This is a genomic window from Coralliovum pocilloporae, assembly GCF_030845175.1.
Lineage (GTDB): Bacteria > Pseudomonadota > Alphaproteobacteria > Rhizobiales > Cohaesibacteraceae > Coralliovum > Coralliovum pocilloporae.
In genome coordinates this window covers 1,415,988-1,435,604 of record NZ_CP132542.1, presented here as the reverse complement: position 1 = coordinate 1,435,604, position 19,617 = coordinate 1,415,988, and the positions used below count along the sequence as shown (strand labels likewise).

Here is a 19,617-nt window from a genome sequence, read left to right as displayed (position 1 = left end):
GCTGACTGCCATCTTACCGAAGAATTCTGTCATGATCCAAAAACGTGTCCTGTTTGTCTGCCTTGGCAATATCTGTCGCTCACCGCTTGCAGAGGGGATATTTCGCCACAAGATTGACGCCGTGGGCCTGTCTGATCAGATTGGGGCAGATTCTGCGGGGACATCCGGCTGGCATGAAGGTGATCTGCCTGACCCGCGGTCCATTGCTGTTGCACGCCAGTATGGGGTTGATCTGACTGTGCAGCGGTCGCGGCCGTTCAGACAAGCTGATTTCTATGATTTCGATCTCATTCTTGGAATGGACAGCAAGAATGTGACAACGCTCGCCGGTCTCAAGCCATCCGATGCTACCGGACATGTGGCTCTGTTTATGGATTATGCAGAAGGGCGGGATGAGCCTGTTCCTGATCCCTATTATGGCGGAGATGACGGTTTTGAGAAGGTTTACCGCCAGCTTGATGGGGCCATGGAGGCTCTCATTGCGCGTCTGACTACGGCTTAGAGCAAGGGATAATCGGCTTCTACCAGATAGGGGCCGCCGCCAGTCGATGCCCGGGCCGAGAACAGCACAAAGCGTTCAACCGGGAAACTGAGTTCTGACAGAAGTGAGCGGGTATTCAGATAATCTGCCACGTGATCATGTGATGTGCCGCGCAGCCTGGCCAGCGTGATATGCGGGCAGTATTTCCGTCGTTCCGGCACAAGCCCCATCCGTTGCAACAGCCGTTCCTGATCAGCCTGCAGCTCTGTCAGATCGTCAGATTTTTCCACGCCTGCCCAGATGCAATGAGGTTTGCGTGAGCCAAATGCGCCGAGGCAGTTGATTTTCAGATTGAAGCTCGGCGGGCAGATCTCATCAAGAGCACTTGCCACATCGTCGGCGGTTCTGTCTTCAATATCACCGATGAATCGCAAGGTGATGTGATAGTGTTCAGGATCAATCCAGCGTGCACCGGGCAGTCCACCGCGCATCATGGTCAGCAGACTGGCTATTTCGGTTGGCACCTCAATTCCGGTGAACAAACGAGGCATGCTACCCTCCGAATCAGAACCGTCTAACCGAATCGTCTCATGAATCCATATGCTTGAACAGTACGACAGCCTGGTGACGGTCAGTCGATTGTTGATAGAATCTCTTCCACCTGGGGCAGAATGCCATCAACGATTCGTGCCACGCCCTTTGCATTGGGATGAATTCCGTCAGCAAGATTGAGGCCTGGGTCGGCCGCAACCCCTTCAAGAAAGAACGGATAAAGCGGAACAGCATATATCTCCGACAGGCGGGGATAGATGGCATCAAATTCTTCCGTATAGGCTGCGCCCATATTGGGTGGTGCCTTCATGCCAGCTAGAAGAACCGGGATCCGGCGCTTCTTAAGCTTCTTAATGATGCCGCTCAGAGCCTCGTATGTTGCGTTTGGTGCAATACCGCGCAGGGCATCATTGCCGCCCAGTTCGACGATGACCAGATCAGCGCCGTTACCAAGGCTCCAGTCCAGTCGGGCCAGGCCACCACTTGCCGTATCGCCCGATACACCGCCATTGATAACAGTGACATCGTGTCCTTTCTGGCGGAGCGTTTCTTCAAGTTGCTCGGGAAAGGATTGACCGGGGGCGAGTTGATAACCCGCCGAGAGGCTGTCTCCGAAAGCCAGAATGCGAATTGTTGCTGATGCCGGGGCCAGCATCAGCCCAAAAAGGATCAGAAAAACCGAAAACACTCTCATTTCGTAATCCTGACTGGTTGGACGTTTCAGATTTTGCCCCATATCGAAGGGATTGAAAGCGTCAAAACACGTTGGGTCCATAACTATATAGGGACGGGAGCCGGTTCATTGCCATCGAATTCCTCACTGAATTCCCCTCAGATCTCTCCTTTGATTTCGATACAGGGTGTGGATGTCAGTCTTGGTCAGGGAGCCGGGCGTGTGCACATCCTCAAGCAGCTGTCACTTGATATCAGTGCAGGTGAGGCGGTTGGTATTGTCGGGCCCAGCGGTTCAGGCAAGTCAACGCTGCTGATGGTTCTTGCGGGCCTTGAACGGCCGGATAGCGGATCCATTCGCATTGATGACGTTGTGATTTCAGATCTGGATGAGGATGCTCTGGCTCGCTTTCGCGGTGAATCCATTGGTATCGTGTTCCAGTCCTTCCATCTCATTCCCAATATGACGGCGCTGGAAAATGTTGCCATGCCGCTTGAGATTGCCGGTGCCAAAGATGCAATGCAGCGCGCAGCCCAGGAACTTGAGCAGGTTGGGCTGGGGCACCGCCTGACCCATTATCCGGGGGAGTTGTCCGGCGGTGAACAGCAACGGGTGGCTCTGGCCCGCGCAATTGCGCCACGTCCGTCCATTCTGATTGCTGATGAACCAACCGGCAATCTGGATGGCGGGACCGGCGACCATGTGGCATCGCTGATCTTTGATCTGCAGAAATCACGTCAGATGACGTTGGTTCTGGTGACCCATGATCCTGCACTGGCAGAGCGTTGTGACCGGATGGTGCGGTTTCAGGATGGACATATTGCTGTTGATGAGGTTGCGGCATGACTGTCACCGTCGATACGACGAAGCCTGCTGCCGGCATGACCGTTCTGTCCGCGCTTCCTTTGTCTGTCCGTCTGGCCTTGCGTGAGCTCCGGGGTGGTTTGCGCGGGTTTTATGTGCTGATTGCCTGTATTGCGCTGGGGGTGGCCGCCATTGGCGGTGTCGGGTCGGTTGCGCGCGCCATTACGGCCGGTTTGCAACAGGATGGCCAGGCTATTCTCGGTGGTGATCTGTCGTTTTCCTTTGTCCATCAGCCGTTTACCCTGCAGCAGACGCGTTATCTGGAAACGCTTGGTAAGGTCAGTGAAATTGCCACATTGCGAGCCATGGCACGTGTGCCTGATGCCAACAGGCAGAGCCTGGCAGAGGTGAAAGCGGTTGACAGTGCCTATCCTCTTTTTGGCACGCTTGACCTTGAAGGTGCTGAAGCTGGTCTTCTGTTTCAGAAAGTGGATGACATATGGCCGGTGGTTGTTGAGCGTGAACTGCTGGCGCGTCTGGGTCTTAATGTGGGCGATACAGTGTCCCTGGGCCAGTCGACACTGAAGATTGCAGCAACAATCAATAGGGAGCCGGACAGGCTCGGCGGCAATGTGGGGTTTGGCCCACGGCTTCTTCTGGCGCAGAAGGCGCTTGATGAGACGGGTCTGATCCAGCCGGGAAGTCTTATCCGTTATCACGCCCGTGTCCGGTTTGCTGAGGCTTTGTCTGACGAGGCTCTGAAAGCACGAATTGAGGCGGCCAACAAGGCTTTTCCGGATGCAGGCTGGCGGATTAGATCGCGTGTCAATGCAGCGCCGGGACTGCAGGCCAACATTCGCCGGTTCTCGCAGTTTCTGACGCTGGTTGGACTGACTGCACTGATTGTGGGCGGGGTTGGAATAGCCAACGCGGTGAGGGCTTTTCTGGAACAGAAGCAGCCCGTCATTGCGACCATGAAAAGCGTTGGTGCCACTGGTGGTCTGGTTGTGCGCGTCTATCTGATCCAGATTCTGATACTGTCGACACTGGGTGTAGCTCTGGGGCTTGTGATCGGGGCTCTGGTACCGCTTTTCGCCCAAACTGCGCTTGAAGGTGTGCTGCCGGTCTCAGAGATGGGGATCTATCCGTCTACTTTGATCGTGGCGGCGCTCTTTGGCTATCTGACAGCTTTGGTCTTTGCGCTCTGGCCTCTGGGGCGTGCGCATGATGTGCCGGTTTCGGCCCTGTTTCGTGATCTTGTGGCACCATTGCCCATAAGGCCCCGGTTACCCTATCTGATCGCGCTGGTGGCCGCGCTTCTGCTGCTGACCCTGTCCGCTATCGGACTTGCTGATGATAAGCGTATTGCTGTGATTTTCACAGGGGGCATTATCGCGGCCTTTATCATGCTGCGTCTGGTTGCCTGGCTTATCATGCGTGTTGCAGCCCGCGTGCCGCGCCCCCGCAGGATGGAATTGCGTTTGGCGGTCGCCAGTCTTTACAAGCCAGGTGCTCTGACGCCGAGTGTCATTCTCTCTCTGGGTCTCGGCCTTTCGCTTCTTGTGGCTCTGTCGCTGCTTGATGCCAATCTGAGGAGGCAGCTCTCATCGTCCTTGCCGGATGAGGCACCGAGTTTCTTCTTTGTTGATATTCAGAGCCACGAAATCGAGTCCTTTACAGCGCTTGTTGAAAAGACCGTTCCGAATGTGTCTCTGGAGCGGGTTCCGATGTTGAGAGGGCGGTTGACCAGCCTTAAGGGTATTCCGGCCCGTGACTTTGATGCACCGCCTGAGGCTGCCTGGGTTCTGCGCGGGGATCGTGGCATTACCTATTCAGCAGAACTGCCTGAATCGTCCAGTCTGGTTGAAGGGTCATGGTGGCTGGAAGACTATAGCGGTGAACCTCTTGTTTCGTTTGACCATGAGCTTGCAGCAGAACTTGGCCTGACAATCGGGGACCGGATTGAAGTCAATGTGCTTGGCCGGACCATTGGTGCCCGCATCGGGAATCTGCGACGGGTAGACTGGGAATCCATGGGCATCAATTTTGTCATGGTCTTCAGCCCCAACACCTTTGCAGGCGCACCCCATGCCTTTCTTGCCACCGCAAGCTGGCCGGATGCAGAAGAAGCCGACGAGTTCAGGCTTCTTCAGGCCGTTACCAATGCCTTGCCAACCGTCACCAGCGTCCGGGTGAAAGACGCATTGCAGACTGTCAATGACCTCGTGGGCAAACTGGCTGTTGCCGTGAGGGCTGCCGCTTCTGTTGCGCTTATCGCCTCTGTGCTGGTGCTGGGTGGCGCGCTTGCTGCCGGTCATCAGGCACGTGTCCGCGAGGCTGTGGTTCTGAAAGTTCTGGGTGCAACCCGGCGCAGATTGCTGGGAGCCTATCTGGTGGAATATGCCTTGCTGGGTGCCGTTACGGCGCTGTTTGCCCTGCTTGCAGGTGGCATTGCGGCCTGGTTCGTCATCAGTGACATTATGGGGTTTGACTTTGTGTTTGACCCCACAACCGCGTTGAGCGTTGCTGTGATTGCCCTTGGCCTCACCGTTTCATTGGGTCTGACCGGGACCTGGCGAAGTCTGGGCCAGCGCCCAGCCGCTATTTTACGCAATCTTTAGACCCTTTATGAGACTTGGATCAGAACTCTACGCACTTATCCGTATGGCCTTGAGTGGAACAGAAATTAAGTCTAGGGGCTGTTTTCTCTTGAGAGTGACATAAAACCACCCCATATTAAGCGCAAATTACAAGCGGTCTGACGGACCGTATCAGGAAACATCGGAAGAGAGGTTGCTCGATGAACGACTTCAATCGCAACGGTACAGTCCATTATGGGTCTGCTACTCGGTCTGCAGAACTTGATGAAGGCCTTCGCGCCTATATGCTTCGCGTCTACAACTACATGGCTATTGGCCTTGTGTTGACGGGCGTTGCTGCACTGCTGACCTATTCCCTGTCTTTCACGACAGATCCGAGCCAGGCAGCCGGTGCTGTTCGTGATGGCGTCTACGTTACTGAGCTTGGCCGCCTTCTGTTCGTATCTCCGCTCAAATGGGTGTTGATGCTTGCGCCTCTTGGATTGGTCTTCTTCCTTGGGTTCCGCATTCAGAACATGAGTGTGACAGCTGCACAGGGCACGTTCTGGGTCTATGCATCACTGGTTGGCGTCTCAATTGCCACAATCTTCGTGGTTTATACCCATGACAGCATCGCCACGGTCTTCTTTGTAACTGCGGCTGCTTTTGCTGGCCTCAGCATTTTTGGTTACACGACCAAGAAAGACCTGTCCGGTATGGGTACGTTCCTGATCATGGGCCTGATCGGCATCATCATCGCGTCTCTGGTCAACTTTTTCCTGGCGTCTCCGGCGCTGCAGTTTGCCGTATCTGTTATCGGTGTTCTGGTTTTTGCCGGTCTGACCGCTTATGACACCCAGCGGATCAAGGAAATGTATTACGTTGGTGATGATGGCACGATGGCTGGCCGCAAGGCGATCATGGGTGCTCTCAGCCTCTATCTGAACTTCATCAACATGTTCATGTTCCTGCTGCAGCTGTTCGGTAACCGCGAATAGTCCAGGACATCGGATAAGATAAAAAGGCGCGGTTCATTCCGCGCCTTTTTTGTTTGGAGGTAAAGGCATGTCCCTTCTGATCCGACCCGCTGAAATGGATGATCTCGCGGAAATCACCCGCATCTACGCCCATGCCGTGGATCATGAGACAGCCAGCTTCGAGCTTGATCCGCCCGATTTAGCGGAGATGGTACGACGGTATGAGACGCTGGTGTCTGACGGTTATCCCTATCTGGTGGCGGAGCTTCAGAACCGGCTGGCCGGATATGCCTATGTGGGGCCTTATCGACCCCGACCGGCCTATCGCTGGACCGTGGAAAACTCTATCTATCTGGCACCGGACATGCGGGGAAAAGGGTTTGGCGGGCATCTTCTCGCCGAGCTGATCGCCCGGTGCGAACATCTGGGCTTTCGGCAGATGATTGCGGTTCTGGGAGGCGCTGACTTCGAGAGATCCCGGCAGCTCCACCATGCGCATGATTTTCGTGAAGTGGGGCAGCTTGAGGCCGTTGGGCGAAAGCACCATGCCTGGCACGACATTCTGATCATGCAGCGCGCCCTTGGTGAGGGTGCATCGAACCCGCCTCATCCTGGTGATGGGGCCGTTGATAGAGCCTGACTCTGGGGACTTGTTCCAACGCGAGCTTTTGCCTGAAAAGCCTATCAGCTTTTCAGAAGCACACTGTAGCTACTCGACCACTTGCAGGCGCTTCTTGTCAAAGACCCTCAAAACGGTTTTCAGATCATGGCCACGCTTCATGATCAGGCCGGATTGGGAAATAACGGAATAGGCGCCCTGCTTGCGCGAGAGCTTTGGGTTTTTCTCAATACGATAAAGGGGAAATTCACTTGATCGGCGAAAGACAGAGAAGATTGCGCGGTCTTTCAAAAGGTCGATGGCGTAGTCTCGCCATTCTCCGGCGGCAACGGCTCTGCCATAGACATTAAGGAGCTGACCCAGTTCCTGCCGGTTGAAGGAAATCTGCGCCGCACTGGCCGACCATGCAGATGATTGGCCGACCAGACTAGTCACGCTTGCGCCTTCGTCACTTTCGCTCATCAAGCCTCCCTTTCAGGAACCGGAAGGTTCCATGGTTGCATGTCATCTTCCTGTCATGATTGATCCGATTAGGCAGGCTTTCAAGAAAAATCGGAAAACGGTCCCGTGATGATCGCGTTTTCTCGCGTCTTTTCACAAACATGAGAAGCCACAGTTTTGTCTTATTCGAGCCCTTGTACTGCCATTATCAAACACCAGATTAGTCTTGTTGCCTCAGGCGGTCCGGTTTTTTGGAGGTTCCGGTTTTACTCTGCCCCCCAGCCCCCGGGACCTTTTGCGTAGCCGGACCGCCCGTGACAAACGTTACCCCGAAACTCAAAAGGCCGTTCGCGCGGCCTTTTTTGTTGCCTTTCGTTCTCCGCTCTTGAAAGCAGTGCGGGAATGGACAATATCTTTCCCGTTTTATGACCACAGTTTAAGGCGTGCTGCATGAATCCCGTTCATAGCATCATGCTCCAGATGAAACGGGGAGACGGAATGTCTGAGGCGGAAACAGCCAATACTGGCGAGAAGCATGAGTTTGGCGCGGAAGTATCGCGCCTCCTGCACCTCATGGTTCATGCGGTTTATTCCAACAAGGATATTTTCCTGCGTGAGCTTGTATCGAACGCGGCTGATGCCTGTGAAAAGCTGCGCCATATGGCGCTGAATGACGCAACGATTGCCGGGGAAGCGCCAGGCTTCCAGATTGAGATTGATGCGGAGAAGGATTCCGGTCGTCTGGTGATTACCGATAATGGTATCGGCATGAGCCATGATGAACTGATCGACAATCTGGGCACGATCGCGCGATCCGGCACAAAGGCCTTTCTGGACAATCTCGATGGCAGTGATGCCAGTTCCGCACTGATTGGCCAGTTCGGTGTCGGTTTCTATTCGGCTTTCATGGTCGCTGACCTTGTTCATGTCACAAGCCGTCGCGCCGGCTCTGATGAGGCTTGGCAGTGGGTGTCTGACGGCAAGGGCACCTATACGGTCAATGCCATTGCCCTGGACGATGCGCCTGAACGGGGCACGCGAATTGAACTGTTCCTCAATGAGGACAACAAGGCCTATGCGGAAGAAGACACCATTCGCCGCATTGTCCGTGAATACTCAGCCCATGTACCGGTTCCGATCCTTCTGAAAAAGGATGATGCGGATGAGCCGGATCAGCTCGCAGATGGCACGGCGCTCTGGACACGGTCAAAGTCAGACGTGACAGATGAGGAATACAAGGAATTCTACGGCCATGTGTCCGGGCAGTTTGATGACCCTGCAGTAACAGTCCATTATCGTGCTGAAGGTCGGCATGAATATACGGTTCTGCTGTTTGTTCCGGGCATGAAGCCGTTTGATCTGTTTGATCCGGATCGCAAAGGACGCGTCAAACTCTATGTACGGCGGGTGTTCATCACCGATGATGCCGGTCTTCTGCCGGCCTGGCTCAGATTCGTGCGCGGTGTGGTGGATTCAGAAGATCTGCCGCTGAACATCTCCCGTGAGATGCTGCAGGACAATCCCATTCTGACCAGCATCCGTGGTGCTGTGACCAAACGTATTCTGAGTGAACTTGAGAAACTTGCCAAATCTGATGAAGAGAGCTTCCTGAAGATCTGGGACGCTTTTGGACCTGTCATCAAGGAAGGTCTCTATGAAGATCCGGAGCGCCGGGATGCGATCTTCAAGCTGGCTCGCTTCAAGACCACAAAGAGTGGTGAAGGCTGGCGGTCACTCAGCGACTATGTTGCTGATCTGAAGGAGAACCAGACAGCTCTCTATTACGCCACCGGTACTGATGTGGACGCCATTCGCACCAGCCCGCATCTGGAAGGCTATCAGGCCCGCGATGTTGAGGTTCTTCTTCTGAGCGACCCGGTGGATTCTTTCTGGGTCCAGACGGCGCTTGGCTTTGAGGGCAAACCGTTCAAGTCCGTGACGCAGGGCGCTTCAGATATTGAATCCATTGCAAAGGATGAGACGGACACGTCTGATGAAGACAAGGCTGCTGAGGGTGAAATGGCCAGCCTGATCACCGAGTTCAAGCGTATTCTTGGTGATGCCGTCGGAGATGTGAGGTCATCACCGCGTCTCGCAACCAGTGCCGTTTGTCTTGTGGCCCCGGATTTCGGACCTGACAAGCAGTTCGAAAAGCTGATGAGCCAGCAGCAGGGCCTCCCTTCCATGGCTCCGGTTCTGGAACTGAATCCGTCCCACGCCCTTATCCGCGGTCTGGCGCAGAAGGCAGATGCCAAAGACACGGCTCTTCTGGAAGATGCAGCCCCCTTGCTTCTTGGTCAGGCCAGAATTCTGGATGGTGAAGCGCCGGCCAATCCGTCTGATTTTGTAAGGCGACTTGGTGAGCTGATGCAAAAGGGACTTGGCTTGTAGATCTGAAGCCGGGAACAACAAAAGGCCGGATCAAAAGCGATCCGGCCTTTCTTGTTTAATCTGTATCGTTCCGTGTGCGGGTCAGCTCTGGAGCCCTTCCATCATGGATGCACCGAGAATTGGTCCCGGCAGCAGACCGTCTCCGGTCTGCAGGATAACAGCACAGCCCTCCGCACCGTAGCGCGCCAGTTCAGACTTTGGCAGATCCAGGGTCATTTCCTCACCGGTCCACATGGCAAGGGACTGAATCTTGCGGACAACATTGTGATAGGTGACCTTACGGCCCGTATTCTCGCCGCGTCCGATATCGACCGTTTCTTCCTTGTTGTAGAGCACAAGCCAGACAGTTGCATGCTGGGTCCGGTCAGCGCTGCCACCAACGGTGACTGAGACACGATTTCCGATCTGGCGCACAACCACGTCCACCTCAGGATCCAGGCTCTGCTGGACCTGGCGGTCAATCGCCCGGTTGATGGCGCCCTTGTTGCTGCCGATGACGGACTCACGTCCATTCACCACCACCTGCGGCGTGAAAACGGAGCGATCTCCACGTTTCTTGGCGTAGTTGAACTGGCGACGGCTGTATTCCGGTGAGGCCAGCGTGTCTTTCCAGCCGAGATAATCCCAGTAATCGACCGGCAGGGTCAGCGCGATGATGTCGTCCCGTTTGCTGAGCTCGCCCAGAACCGCATCTGCCGGAGGGCATGAAGAGCAGCCCTGGCTGGTGAACAGCTCGACAAGCGCGCGCGGTCCTGCTTCTGCAGCGAGTGGCATCATCAGACTGCCAGCCACAGCAATGCCGGAAAGCGCCCGCATCAGCACATTACGCGATCTTTTTTTGGAAGAATTTGCCATTCGATATACACGTGTCCAATTGTGATTAACTGGAAACTAGTAGTTTTCCTGATCAAAGGCGAGTCACAAGCGGGTGACGCAGCGATAGGGATTTGTTAAGAATTTTTATCACCTCGAATAAAGAAAACCGCCCGGACGTGCCGGGCGGCTGAGGTATCAGGCGACCTTGAGACTTATGCCGCAAGACTGCGCAGGACATAATGCAGGATGCCGCCATGGCGGTAATAATCCAGCTCATCCAGCGTATCGATCCGGCAGAGTGTATCGACAGATCTTGTTTTACCATCCGGATATCTGATGGTCACTGTCACGGTCTGGCGCGGGGTCAACTCGGTGATGCCTTCAATGGTGATTTCCTCATCTCCTTCAAGATTGAGGCTTTGCCAGCCATCGTCAAACTGGAGTGGCAGAACACCCATCCCAACCAGATTGGACCGGTGAATCCGTTCGAAGGACTGTGCGATCACGGCACGGACACCGAGAAGTCTGGTGCCCTTTGCGGCCCAGTCGCGGGATGACCCGGTGCCATATTCCTTGCCGGCAAAGACCACCAGTGGTGTGCCATCTGCCTTATAGGCCATAGCCGCGTCATACATGGACATCTGTTCGCCCCTGTATTTGGAGATACCACCTTCTGTGCCCGGAGCCAGCTGGTTGCGGATGCGGATATTGGCAAAGGTGCCGCGCATCATGATTTCATGATTGCCGCGACGGGAGCCGTAGGAATTAAAGTCCTTGGGGGATACCTGACGATCTGTCAGGTACCTGCCCGCAGGGGTTTCCGACTTGAACGAGCCCGCCGGAGAAATATGGTCGGTGGTGATCGAATCAAGGAAGAGGGACAGGATCCGTGCATCTTTGACATCGCTCACCGGGGCCGGTTCCATGGTCATGCCTTCAAAGTAAGGCGGATTCTGCACATAGGTGGAGCCGCCATTCCACTTGTAGGTTTCTCCGCCTTCCACATTGATATCCTGCCACTGCGGGTCACCCTTGAAGACATCTGAATAACGGCTCTGGAACATTTCACGGGTCACAGACTTCCGCATCAGTTCGGCAATCTCGGCCGATGTTGGCCAGATATCCCTGAGATAGACCGCCTCGCCGTTCTGATCATGACCGAGCGGTTCCGTTGTCAGGTTGATGTTGAGGGACCCTGCCAGGGCATAGGCGACCACAAGTGGAGGTGAGGCGAGGAAATTGGCTTTTACGTCCGGATTGACACGTCCTTCAAAGTTCCGGTTACCGGACAGAACAGAACAGGCCACCAGATCATTATCCTGAATGGATTTTGAGATTTCCGGCGGAAGCGGGCCGGAATTGCCGATGCAGGTGGTGCAGCCATAACCGACCAGGTTGAAGCCCAGTGCATCGAGATCATCCTGAACACCTGCTTTTTCCAGGTAGTCTGTCACGACCTGGGATCCGGGGGCCAGAGACGGTTTGACCCATGGCTTGACGGTCAGACCCTTTTCCCGGGCCTTGCGGGCTACAAGACCTGCTCCAATCAGGACAGACGGGTTGGACGTGTTGGTACAGGAGGTGATGGCAGCAATCACCACATCGCCATTGCCGAGATCATGGTCGCGCCCTTCAACAGGCGCGCGCTTGTTGATCAGGTCGCCTTGCTTGAACTCTGTATCCATGGCTGTAGCAAAGGCGCTGTCAGCCACTTTCAGCTCAATACGATCCTGCGGCCGTTTCGGCCCTGAAATGCAGGGTAGAACACTGCCGAGATCCAACTCCAGCGTATCCGTGAAGACCGGGTCAGTACTGTCTGAACTGCGGAACATGCCCTGCGCCTTTGAATAGGCCTCCACAAGAGCAATGCGGTCTGCATCACGGCCAGTGGTGTGCAGGTAGTTGAGCGTGTCATTGTCGACGGGGAAGAATCCGCAGGTCGCGCCATATTCCGGCGCCATATTGGCAATGGTGGCCTGATCCTCAAGCGACAGATTATCAAGGCCTGGGCCGAAGAATTCGACAAATTTTCCGACAACGCCTTTCTGGCGAAGCATTTCCACAATAGTGAGAACCAGATCGGTTGCTGTATTGCCTTCGGCCATTTCGCCGGTCAGTTTGAAGCCAATAACTTCAGGAACAAGCATGGTGACGGGCTGACCCAGCATGGCTGCTTCGGCCTCGATGCCGCCGACGCCCCAGCCGAGAACGGCAAGGCCATTGACCATGGTGGTGTGGGAGTCTGTCCCCACCAGCGTATCCGGATAGGCGATCGTCTCGCCGTTTTCTTCCCTGATCCAGACGGTCTGGGCCAGATATTCCAGGTTTACCTGGTGACAGATACCGGTTCCCGGTGGCACAACACGGAAATTGTTAAAGGCTTTCTGACCCCATTTCAGGAATTCATAGCGTTCGGCATTCCGATCGTATTCGAGGTCGACATTTTTTGCGAAGGCATGACTGTTGCCGAAATGATCGACCATGACGGAATGGTCAATCACAAGGTCCACAGGCACCTGCGGATTGATCTGCTGCGGGTCGGCACCCAGAGTGGCGGATGCATCCCGCATGGCAGCCAGATCAACAACGGCTGGCACACCGGTGAAGTCCTGCATCAGAACGCGGGCGGGACGATAGGAAATCTCGGCATCTGATCTGCGGTTTTTCAACCAGGCTGCGGTGGCGCGGATGTCATCAGCGGTCACAGTGCGTCCATCTTCGAACCGAAGCAGGTTCTCCAGAACGACTTTCAGTGAATAGGGAAGCTGTGAGATGCCGTCCAGGCCATTCCTTTCGGCATCTGGCAGGCTGAAATAGGTGTAGGTCTTGCCGTTGACATCAAGTGTGCGTTTGGCTTTGAAGCTGTCGAGCGATTGCGTCACTGTTCAATCATCCTCTTCATTGGCATCTTCGTCATTGGGCCGAATTATGAGAACCGACTGGAAGGACTGCGGTTCTCCGCTGAGTTGCCGTGGTTTTATTTTTTTGTGTGTCTGAACCTTAGCCCGTCGTCCTGTCAGGATCTTGTCATGATGGGCTGTTTGGATGACATTTGTCATTCCCCCGGCGGGTTTAAATCGATAATACGTGATTTTAGATGAGATATAGAGAGTTTAACATGACTTGCCAGTGTCTCTACAGGTTACAGGCTGGTGCGACTGGAACGACCTTGCCGGGTTATGAGGAGTGATTCCGTTTCCATGAAGCTTGATGGACAGAACTTGCGATGCGTGCGCGGCGGACGTGTTGTGTTTGACGAAGTGTCTTTTACCGCTGAAGCCGGTCGGGCTCTGCTGGTGCGAGGCCGCAATGGTGCTGGAAAATCCAGCCTTTTGCGCCTGATTGCCGGGCTGATCCGGAAGGATCGCGGGACGCTTGTGCTGGATGGAGGGGACCCGGAGCTGGATCTGCCCGCCCAGTGCCATTATTTCGGCCACCAGGACGCCTTGAAGTCAGCCCTGACCGTGACGGAAAGCCTGACATTCTGGCAGGACTTCTTCGGCAATCCTCTCGTCTCTGTTTCTGAAGCACTTGAGAAAGTGGACCTGGCTCATCTTGCCAATCTGCCTGCAGGATATCTGTCAGCCGGTCAGCGGCGGCGGCTGTCTCTGGCGCGCCTGCTGATCTCAAAACGGCCTGTATGGCTGATGGACGAGCCGACATCGGCGCTGGATGCGGCGTCCGAGGCGCGCCTTGTGGATCTGATGCGAGAGCACCTGGCCGATGACGGGTTGATTATCGCGGCAACCCATCTGCCCATTCCGTTGGAAGAGGCGGATGTGCTTGAGATTTCCGGCGTTCAATCGGTCAGTGCTGATGAATGGGTGCTGGCATGAGTGCGCTTGGATCTCTTTACAGGCGGGAACTGCGCCTGGCAGTCCGGGCTGGCGGCGGGGCCATGATGGGGTGCCTGTTCTTCCTGATTGTTGTGACCGTGGTGCCCTTTGCGGTGGGGCCTGATCTCAACCTCCTGTCGCGCATTGGTCCGGCCATTCTCTGGATTGGCGCTCTGCTCGCGACCCTGCTCGGGCTGGATCGCCTGTTCCAGACAGAGCAGGAAGACGGATCACTTGATCTGATCCTGATGAGCGGCTGGCCGATGGAGCTGGTGGTGGTGGTCAAATGTGTGGCTCACTGGACGGCAACTGCCTTGCCGCTTGTTGTTGCGGCGCCGTTGTTTGCTGTTTTCCTCAATATGGAGCCGCTGGCCATCTGGGCTGTGGTGGCAACCCTGTTTGTCGGAACGCCGGCTTTGACCTTGATCGGTGCCATTGGTGCGGCTCTGACCGTCTCGCTGAAGCGTGGTGGTCTGCTGCTGGCCATTCTTGTTCTGCCGTTTACTGTGCCGGTCCTGATTTTTGGTGTCAGCGCGTCCTACGGTGCGGTGACTGACCCGGCACCGTTTACAACACCCTTTGTTATTCTCTGTGCGATTACGCTCTTTGCAGCTGTTCTTGGCCCTGTTGCAGCGGCCGCCGCGCTCAGGAGTGCGCAAGACTAGGCTAACGATCGAAGGAATTATCATCTGATCGCGTGATCTTGATCAATGAGACCACGTATTTATATCTATATATCGGTCTGGAACTGTTCCAGAAACAGAGTGCAGGACGAATACAATGACAGCCACCACACAGCCACAGGCGGCCTCTTCTCTCTGGCGATTGGCCAATCCGAGCCGTTTTCTGCGGTTCGTTGATATTGTTCAGCCCTGGCTGATCGGTCTGATCGTGGTGCTGTTTGCCGTTGGTATCTATGGGTCGTTCTTTTCGGCACCGGCTGATTATCAGCAGGGAGAAACCGTGCGGATCATGTTTCTGCATGTGCCTGCGGCCTGGCTGGCCATGTTCTCGTACACGGTGATGGCCATGTCGTCTGTGGGAACGCTTGTATGGCGTCATCCGCTTGCTGATGTCTCTGCCAAATGTGTGGCACCGATCGGCGCTGTTTTCACCTTTATTTCCCTTCTTACCGGCTCCCTGTGGGGCAAGCCCATGTGGGGAACCTGGTGGGTGTGGGACGCGCGCCTGACGTCGGTTCTGGTGCTGTTCATCATGTATCTCGGGCTGATTGCCCTTTGGCGGACGATTGAAGACCCGACCCGTGCTGCGCGGTCTGCTGCCATTCTGACCCTGGTCGGTTTCATCAATATTCCAATTATCAAGTTTTCGGTGGACTGGTGGAACACGCTTCATCAGCCCGCCAGTGTCATCCGCCTTGACGGACCGACCATTCACCCGAGTATGCTGTGGCCCCTGATTGTCATGGCTGTTGCCTTCAGCCTTCTGTTCATGCTGCTTCATTTCATGTCGATGCGGACGGAAATTCTGAAGCGCCGGGTTCGTGCGATGCAGTTGATGCAGGCTGCAAAGGAGACAAACTGATGCTGATCTGGGGACCTCATGCAGGCTATATCGCAGCATCCTACGGGATTGCCATCCTTGTTCTTGCCGTCTTGATCGGCTGGATCATTATAGATGGCAGGACGCAGAAACGCCTTCTGACCGAGCTTGAAAAGAGCGGTATTGGACGGCGATCTGCAGCGCGTATGCCTGACGGAGATGCCGGATGAGTGAAGAGGCTTCTGTTGCGGTCAAGAAGGGCAGTGGGCTTCGCATTGTTCTCATCCTTCTGCCTCTGATTATCTTCCTGGCTCTCGCCGGGCTGTTTTTCGAGCGGCTCGGAAGTGGTGATAATCCGAACAACCTTCCCTCTGCCCTGAAGGGCAAGCCTGCACCGGAGTTTACCCTGCCTGCGCTTGATGGCACCGGTGTGCCGGGTTTCTCCCGAGCCGACCTGAAGGGTCAGGTGACCCTTGTCAATATCTGGGCATCCTGGTGCGTACCCTGCCGTCAGGAGCATCCGATCATCAATGAGCTGGCCAAGGATGACCGGTTCAAGGTGTTCGGCCTGAACTACAAGGATACGCCGGACAATGCCCGGGCATTCCTAACAGAGCTGGGCAACTCGTTTGATGCAATCGGGGTTGACCCGAAAGGCCGGACCGGCATTGACTGGGGCGTCTACGGCGTGCCTGAAACCTTTGTCGTCGATCGGAACGGGGTTATTCGCTACAAGTTTATTGGCCCGCTGACGGCTCGTTCCAAGCGTGATATCCTGATGCCGGAAATTGAAAAGGTCTTGGCTGCACAATAAGGCGGGAGCGCTTGGATATGGCAGACAGTAAAGAAGCCATCCTGTTTGAGCGCGCTGTTCCTGCAGGGGATACCCATGAGCGGGATGTCTGTGTCCGTTGTGGCCATATTGCCTATGAGAATCCAAAAATTGTTGCAGGATCCGTAGTGCAGAGTGACGATGGCCGTTACCTGCTCTGTCGCCGTGCGATTGAACCGGGCTATGGATTATGGACATTGCCCGCGGGTTATCTTGAGCTGCATGAAAGCCCGGAGGCCGGGGCCATGCGGGAAGCACGTGAAGAAGCCTGTGCTGATATCGCGATTTTAGGGCTGCTGGCAGTCTATACAATTCCCCATATCAGTCAGGTGCAGCTGATCTACCGGGCACGGCTTGAGAGTGGCTTTTCGGCTGGTGAGGAGAGCCTTGATGTGGCTCTGTTTCACTGGGATGACCTGCCCTGGGATGACTTGGCTTTCCCATCCGTGCACTGGGCTTTGCTCCAGGCAAGATCTGTTGATGAGGATGGTCTGGAGCCTCCGTTCCAGAATCCGGCCGGCGCCCTGGGTGAGGCTACGCTGGCCCGGCGGTAACGTCTTAGGGTCAGGACCTATTGATTTTAGGAAAATCTTAACTGTAATTGCGGCATTCTGCGGCTGATTGTTTTTCGGCCAGGAGGCCCCCATGTCCCTTTCTCTGACTCTTGAACAGACATCCAGCCAGTCTCTTTTTGCGACGATTAATCGTCCGCAGACAGAAAAGCCCAATGCTGAGCAGGCAGAAGAGCCACAACAGGATGCGCTGACCAAGGCCATTGAGAAGGCGGAACGGGACAAGGCGACTGTCGACCTGCTGCAAAGTGCCGTGGAAGCCGGCAAGCGTAAGACAGAAGAAGATCTGAAAGGTGTGCGGGCCTATCAGGATGTGGCGAAGCCCCAGGCTGCTGCAGAAGACAGCAATGACGAGCTGACGGAAGCCCGCCGTGTGACACCGCCGAATGCAGGCCTGACAGAACCGTTCGGTGGCCTACCGGAAGGCTTCTCCTTTGATTCAGCCTCCGCCTCCTATACCGAGATCGAGGCTGATGGTCTGTCAGCCCGGTTTGGCGAACTTGAAACGTTCAGCGTTGATGAGAACGGTATTTCGTTTAATTCGGTTCGTGTCGCTGAAGCCCAGCTTGAGCTTGAAAACGGCGCGCGGGTCACGGTTCAGCAGCTGCAGATCCAGAGCGTTTATATCGGCAATGGTGAGCCGGTTGGCGGGCAGTTCAACCGCAACGCATAGAGCATCTGCGCATCGCCTCAAGTCTATTCCATTTTTTCCGTGCTGTGCCGCTGGATGAGTGGCAGCTGTGCCATTGTGAAAACAATAGTCAGCGGGAAGATGCCGAACGTCTTGAATGAAACCCAGTCGTCGGTGGAAAAGTTACGCCAGATAATCTCGTTCAGAACGGCCAGGAAAAAGAAGAAAAAGGCCCAGCGGTAGGTCAGTTTGCGCCAGCCTTCATCATCAAGGGAAAAGGCGGATTCAAAGACATAACCCAGCAGGGATTTGCCAAAGGCCAAGCCACCGAGCAGGATCGCGCCAAACAGGACGTTGACAATGGTTGGCTTGAGCTTGATGAAAAGCTCATCCTGAAGGATCAGGGTCAATCCGCCAAAAACCAGAACAAAGGCGCCGGTCACCAGCGGCATAATGGCCAGTTTGCGGGTCAGGGCAAAGCTCAACACCAGGGAAACTGCAATGGCACCCATGAACAGTCCGGTTGCCCAGAAGATCCCGAACTTTGAATTGGCAAAGAAGAAGATGCCGAGCGGCCCCAGCTCCAGTGCCAGTTTCAGAAGCGGATTGATTTCGTCCGGCTTTTCTTGAGACATTCAGACTTATCCTTCCAGCCCGGCTATGGCCTTGGCAAAATCGCCGGGTTCGAACGGTTCGAGGTCATCGACGCCTTCACCAATACCAATGAAGTGCACCGGCAGTTTGTGCTTGGCAGAAATGGCCACCAGAATACCACCGCGTGCGGTGCCATCAAGCTTTGTCATCACCAGTCCGGTGACGCCAGCGACCTTGCCGAAAATCTCGACCTGGTTGACCGCGTTCTGGCCGGTTGTGGCATCGAGAACCAGAAGAACGGAATGGGGTGCATTTTCGTCGTGCTTCTTGATGACGCGAATGACCTTTTCCAGTTCGGCCATCAGTTCGGCCTTGTTCTGAAGACGTCCGGCTGTGTCGATCATCAGAATGTCTGAGCCAGCATTGGCGGCATCTTTCATGGCGTCATAGGCGAGACTTGCAGCATCCGATCCCACATCGCGGCTGAGAACCGGTGAACCGGTCCGTTCGCCCCAGACCTTGAGCTGGTCAATTGCGGCCGCGCGGAATGTATCACCGGCTGCCAGCATGACGGATTTGCCTTCAGCCCGGAATTTCGATGCCAGTTTGCCGATTGTGGTGGTCTTGCCTGTGCCGTTTACCCCTACCATCAGGATCACATGAGGTCCGGCCTGACTGGTATCGACTTCCAGAGGCCGTGCCACTGGCTTCAAAACGGCCTCCACCTCATCGGCGAGGATCTGGCGCACTTCCTCGTCTGAGATTTCCTTGTTGAAACGGCCATCTGACAGGCGATCTGTAATTGCCATGGCGGTCTCGACACCCAGATCGGCCTGAATCAGAATGTCTTCCAGATCCTGCAGCGTGTCTTCGTCCAGCTTGCGCTTGGTGAAAATTGAAGTGATGCCGTCGGTAAGCGAATTTGAGGATCGGGACAGACCCTGGCGCAGGCGCTGGAACCAGCTTTGCTTCGGTTGAGGAACGTCAACAGAAGGTTCTTCAGACGTTTCTTCAGATTCTTCAGGGGCGGAGGAGGCATTCTCCTCGGCCATAGCATGGACAGTTGGGTCATCCGCTTCAGCCGTCTCAACCGCTTCTGATGGTTGGGAGGGCTCTGGTGCTTCCTCCACGGTATCGGTCGCGGGCACTGCTTCGGCAGTATCATCCGGTTCTATGCTCTTAGGGCTGCTGTTCTCGACAGGCTCACTGGCAACAATGGCTGTATCGTCAGTCCGATCTTCTTCTGATTGCTTGTCGGCCCCGCCGAACAGGCGGCCAAAGAAGCCCTTTTTTTGTTCGCTCATGATCCGGCCTTT

Annotated in this window: 20 protein-coding genes; 13 read left to right on the top strand and 7 right to left on the bottom strand. The window is 55.3% G+C overall.

Annotated features, from left to right (window positions below; translation table 11 throughout):
- Window positions 1–31 precede the first annotated feature (31 nt).
- Window positions 32–502: a low molecular weight protein-tyrosine-phosphatase gene (locus RA157_RS06685; protein WP_350335693.1), complete on the top strand. Its 471-nt coding sequence runs from the start codon at window positions 32–34 to the stop codon at window positions 500–502.
- Here RA157_RS06685 and thpR read toward each other — a convergent pair.
- Together thpR and RA157_RS06675 are read right to left on the bottom strand one after the other, a co-directional pair.
- Window positions 499–1,032 (bottom strand): RNA 2',3'-cyclic phosphodiesterase, encoded by a 534-nt coding sequence (thpR, locus tag RA157_RS06680; protein ID WP_350335692.1) that lies wholly within the window; start codon window positions 1,030–1,032, stop codon window positions 499–501. The genes RA157_RS06685 and thpR overlap by 4 nt on opposite strands.
- An 80-nt stretch (window positions 1,033–1,112) precedes the next feature.
- Window positions 1,113–1,727, bottom strand: a complete 615-nt coding sequence (locus RA157_RS06675; RefSeq protein ID WP_350335691.1) for an arylesterase — start codon at window positions 1,725–1,727, stop codon at window positions 1,113–1,115.
- A gap of 150 nt (window positions 1,728–1,877) precedes the next feature.
- On the opposite strand from RA157_RS06675, the gene RA157_RS06670 reads away from it, so the two are divergent.
- From RA157_RS06670 to RA157_RS06655, 4 genes are all read left to right on the top strand, one after another.
- The gene (locus tag RA157_RS06670) at window positions 1,878–2,552 is read left to right on the top strand and encodes an ABC transporter ATP-binding protein (RefSeq protein ID WP_350335690.1); all 675 of its coding nucleotides are present in this window, start codon (window positions 1,878–1,880) and stop codon (window positions 2,550–2,552) included.
- Window positions 2,549–5,131 (top strand): ABC transporter permease, encoded by a 2,583-nt coding sequence (locus RA157_RS06665; protein WP_350335689.1) that lies wholly within the window; start codon window positions 2,549–2,551, stop codon window positions 5,129–5,131. Before RA157_RS06670 ends, RA157_RS06665 begins: the two co-directional genes overlap by 4 nt.
- 179 nt (window positions 5,132–5,310) lie before the next feature.
- Window positions 5,311–6,087, top strand: a complete 777-nt coding sequence (locus tag RA157_RS06660; protein WP_350335688.1) for a Bax inhibitor-1/YccA family protein — start codon at window positions 5,311–5,313, stop codon at window positions 6,085–6,087.
- A 67-nt stretch (window positions 6,088–6,154) separates the two neighbouring features.
- Entirely contained in the window at window positions 6,155–6,706 is a 552-nt protein-coding gene (locus tag RA157_RS06655) for a GNAT family N-acetyltransferase (protein WP_350335687.1), read from the top strand.
- A gap of 69 nt (window positions 6,707–6,775) precedes the next feature.
- On the opposite strand, the gene RA157_RS06650 is transcribed toward RA157_RS06655, so the two are convergent.
- Window positions 6,776–7,147, bottom strand: a complete 372-nt coding sequence (locus tag RA157_RS06650; RefSeq protein ID WP_350335686.1) for a DUF2794 domain-containing protein — start codon at window positions 7,145–7,147, stop codon at window positions 6,776–6,778.
- A gap of 477 nt (window positions 7,148–7,624) precedes the next feature.
- Between RA157_RS06650 and htpG the strand changes: the two genes are divergently transcribed.
- Window positions 7,625–9,517, top strand: a complete 1,893-nt coding sequence (gene htpG / locus RA157_RS06645) for a molecular chaperone HtpG (protein WP_350335685.1) — start codon at window positions 7,625–7,627, stop codon at window positions 9,515–9,517.
- An 81-nt stretch (window positions 9,518–9,598) separates the two neighbouring features.
- Here the strand turns inward: htpG and RA157_RS06640 are convergent, their stop codons facing one another.
- A complete protein-coding gene (locus RA157_RS06640) occupies window positions 9,599–10,372 on the bottom strand; it encodes a DUF1223 domain-containing protein (protein WP_350335684.1) in 774 nt (257 codons plus the stop codon).
- A gap of 173 nt (window positions 10,373–10,545) precedes the next feature.
- Complete coding sequence (gene acnA, locus RA157_RS06635) at window positions 10,546–13,215, bottom strand: aconitate hydratase AcnA (protein WP_350335683.1); 2,670 nt, start codon at window positions 13,213–13,215, stop codon at window positions 10,546–10,548.
- A 318-nt stretch (window positions 13,216–13,533) separates the two neighbouring features.
- Between acnA and ccmA the strand changes: the two genes are divergently transcribed.
- From ccmA to RA157_RS06600, 7 genes are all read left to right on the top strand, one after another.
- Window positions 13,534–14,169 (top strand): heme ABC exporter ATP-binding protein CcmA, encoded by a 636-nt coding sequence (gene ccmA / locus RA157_RS06630; RefSeq protein WP_350335682.1) that lies wholly within the window; start codon window positions 13,534–13,536, stop codon window positions 14,167–14,169.
- Window positions 14,166–14,834 carry a heme exporter protein CcmB gene (gene ccmB / locus RA157_RS06625; RefSeq protein WP_350335681.1) on the top strand — a complete coding sequence of 223 codons (669 nt, stop codon included), beginning with the start codon at window positions 14,166–14,168 and terminating at the stop codon, window positions 14,832–14,834. Before ccmA ends, ccmB begins: the two co-directional genes overlap by 4 nt.
- A gap of 115 nt (window positions 14,835–14,949) precedes the next feature.
- Window positions 14,950–15,714: a heme ABC transporter permease gene (locus RA157_RS06620; protein ID WP_350335680.1), complete on the top strand. Its 765-nt coding sequence runs from the start codon at window positions 14,950–14,952 to the stop codon at window positions 15,712–15,714.
- The gene (ccmD, locus tag RA157_RS06615; protein ID WP_350335679.1) at window positions 15,714–15,902 is read left to right on the top strand and encodes a heme exporter protein CcmD; all 189 of its coding nucleotides are present in this window, start codon (window positions 15,714–15,716) and stop codon (window positions 15,900–15,902) included. The genes RA157_RS06620 and ccmD overlap by 1 nt, the downstream gene beginning before the upstream one ends.
- A complete protein-coding gene (locus RA157_RS06610; RefSeq protein WP_350335678.1) occupies window positions 15,899–16,486 on the top strand; it encodes a DsbE family thiol:disulfide interchange protein in 588 nt (195 codons plus the stop codon). Before ccmD ends, RA157_RS06610 begins: the two co-directional genes overlap by 4 nt.
- A gap of 17 nt (window positions 16,487–16,503) precedes the next feature.
- Window positions 16,504–17,058: an NUDIX hydrolase gene (locus RA157_RS06605; protein ID WP_350335677.1), complete on the top strand. Its 555-nt coding sequence runs from the start codon at window positions 16,504–16,506 to the stop codon at window positions 17,056–17,058.
- 91 nt (window positions 17,059–17,149) lie between these two features.
- A complete protein-coding gene (locus tag RA157_RS06600; protein WP_350335676.1) occupies window positions 17,150–17,749 on the top strand; it encodes a hypothetical protein in 600 nt (199 codons plus the stop codon).
- Window positions 17,750–17,772: 23 nt separating this feature from the next.
- On the opposite strand, the gene RA157_RS06595 is transcribed toward RA157_RS06600, so the two are convergent.
- Both RA157_RS06595 and ftsY read right to left on the bottom strand, forming a co-directional pair.
- The gene (locus RA157_RS06595; protein ID WP_350335675.1) at window positions 17,773–18,342 is read right to left on the bottom strand and encodes a septation protein A; all 570 of its coding nucleotides are present in this window, start codon (window positions 18,340–18,342) and stop codon (window positions 17,773–17,775) included.
- Between the two features lie 6 nt (window positions 18,343–18,348).
- Window positions 18,349–19,605 (bottom strand): signal recognition particle-docking protein FtsY, encoded by a 1,257-nt coding sequence (gene ftsY / locus RA157_RS06590; RefSeq protein ID WP_350335674.1) that lies wholly within the window; start codon window positions 19,603–19,605, stop codon window positions 18,349–18,351.
- Between the last annotated feature and the right edge of the window lie 12 nt (window positions 19,606–19,617).

What these genes read in the sequence shown, in the direction of transcription:
- ccmA (WP_350335682.1), top strand. Translation starts at nt 13,534, where the DNA reads ATGAAGCTTGATGGACAGAACTTGCGATGCGTGCGCGGCGGACGTGTT.
- RA157_RS06650 (WP_350335686.1), bottom strand. Translation starts at nt 7,147, where the DNA reads ATGAGCGAAAGTGACGAAGGCGCAAGCGTGACTAGTCTGGTCGGCCAA.
- RA157_RS06685 (WP_350335693.1), top strand. Translation starts at nt 32, where the DNA reads ATGATCCAAAAACGTGTCCTGTTTGTCTGCCTTGGCAATATCTGTCGC.
- htpG (WP_350335685.1), top strand. Translation starts at nt 7,625, where the DNA reads ATGTCTGAGGCGGAAACAGCCAATACTGGCGAGAAGCATGAGTTTGGC.
- ftsY (WP_350335674.1), bottom strand. Translation starts at nt 19,605, where the DNA reads ATGAGCGAACAAAAAAAGGGCTTCTTTGGCCGCCTGTTCGGCGGGGCC.
- RA157_RS06665 (WP_350335689.1), top strand. Translation starts at nt 2,549, where the DNA reads ATGACTGTCACCGTCGATACGACGAAGCCTGCTGCCGGCATGACCGTT.
- thpR (WP_350335692.1), bottom strand. Translation starts at nt 1,032, where the DNA reads ATGCCTCGTTTGTTCACCGGAATTGAGGTGCCAACCGAAATAGCCAGT.
- RA157_RS06675 (WP_350335691.1), bottom strand. Translation starts at nt 1,727, where the DNA reads ATGAGAGTGTTTTCGGTTTTTCTGATCCTTTTTGGGCTGATGCTGGCC.
- RA157_RS06605 (WP_350335677.1), top strand. Translation starts at nt 16,504, where the DNA reads ATGGCAGACAGTAAAGAAGCCATCCTGTTTGAGCGCGCTGTTCCTGCA.
- RA157_RS06600 (WP_350335676.1), top strand. Translation starts at nt 17,150, where the DNA reads ATGTCCCTTTCTCTGACTCTTGAACAGACATCCAGCCAGTCTCTTTTT.
- ccmD (WP_350335679.1), top strand. Translation starts at nt 15,714, where the DNA reads ATGCTGATCTGGGGACCTCATGCAGGCTATATCGCAGCATCCTACGGG.
- RA157_RS06655 (WP_350335687.1), top strand. Translation starts at nt 6,155, where the DNA reads ATGTCCCTTCTGATCCGACCCGCTGAAATGGATGATCTCGCGGAAATC.
- RA157_RS06660 (WP_350335688.1), top strand. Translation starts at nt 5,311, where the DNA reads ATGAACGACTTCAATCGCAACGGTACAGTCCATTATGGGTCTGCTACT.
- RA157_RS06610 (WP_350335678.1), top strand. Translation starts at nt 15,899, where the DNA reads ATGAGTGAAGAGGCTTCTGTTGCGGTCAAGAAGGGCAGTGGGCTTCGC.
- RA157_RS06640 (WP_350335684.1), bottom strand. Translation starts at nt 10,372, where the DNA reads ATGGCAAATTCTTCCAAAAAAAGATCGCGTAATGTGCTGATGCGGGCG.
- RA157_RS06595 (WP_350335675.1), bottom strand. Translation starts at nt 18,342, where the DNA reads ATGTCTCAAGAAAAGCCGGACGAAATCAATCCGCTTCTGAAACTGGCA.
- ccmB (WP_350335681.1), top strand. Translation starts at nt 14,166, where the DNA reads ATGAGTGCGCTTGGATCTCTTTACAGGCGGGAACTGCGCCTGGCAGTC.
- RA157_RS06620 (WP_350335680.1), top strand. Translation starts at nt 14,950, where the DNA reads ATGACAGCCACCACACAGCCACAGGCGGCCTCTTCTCTCTGGCGATTG.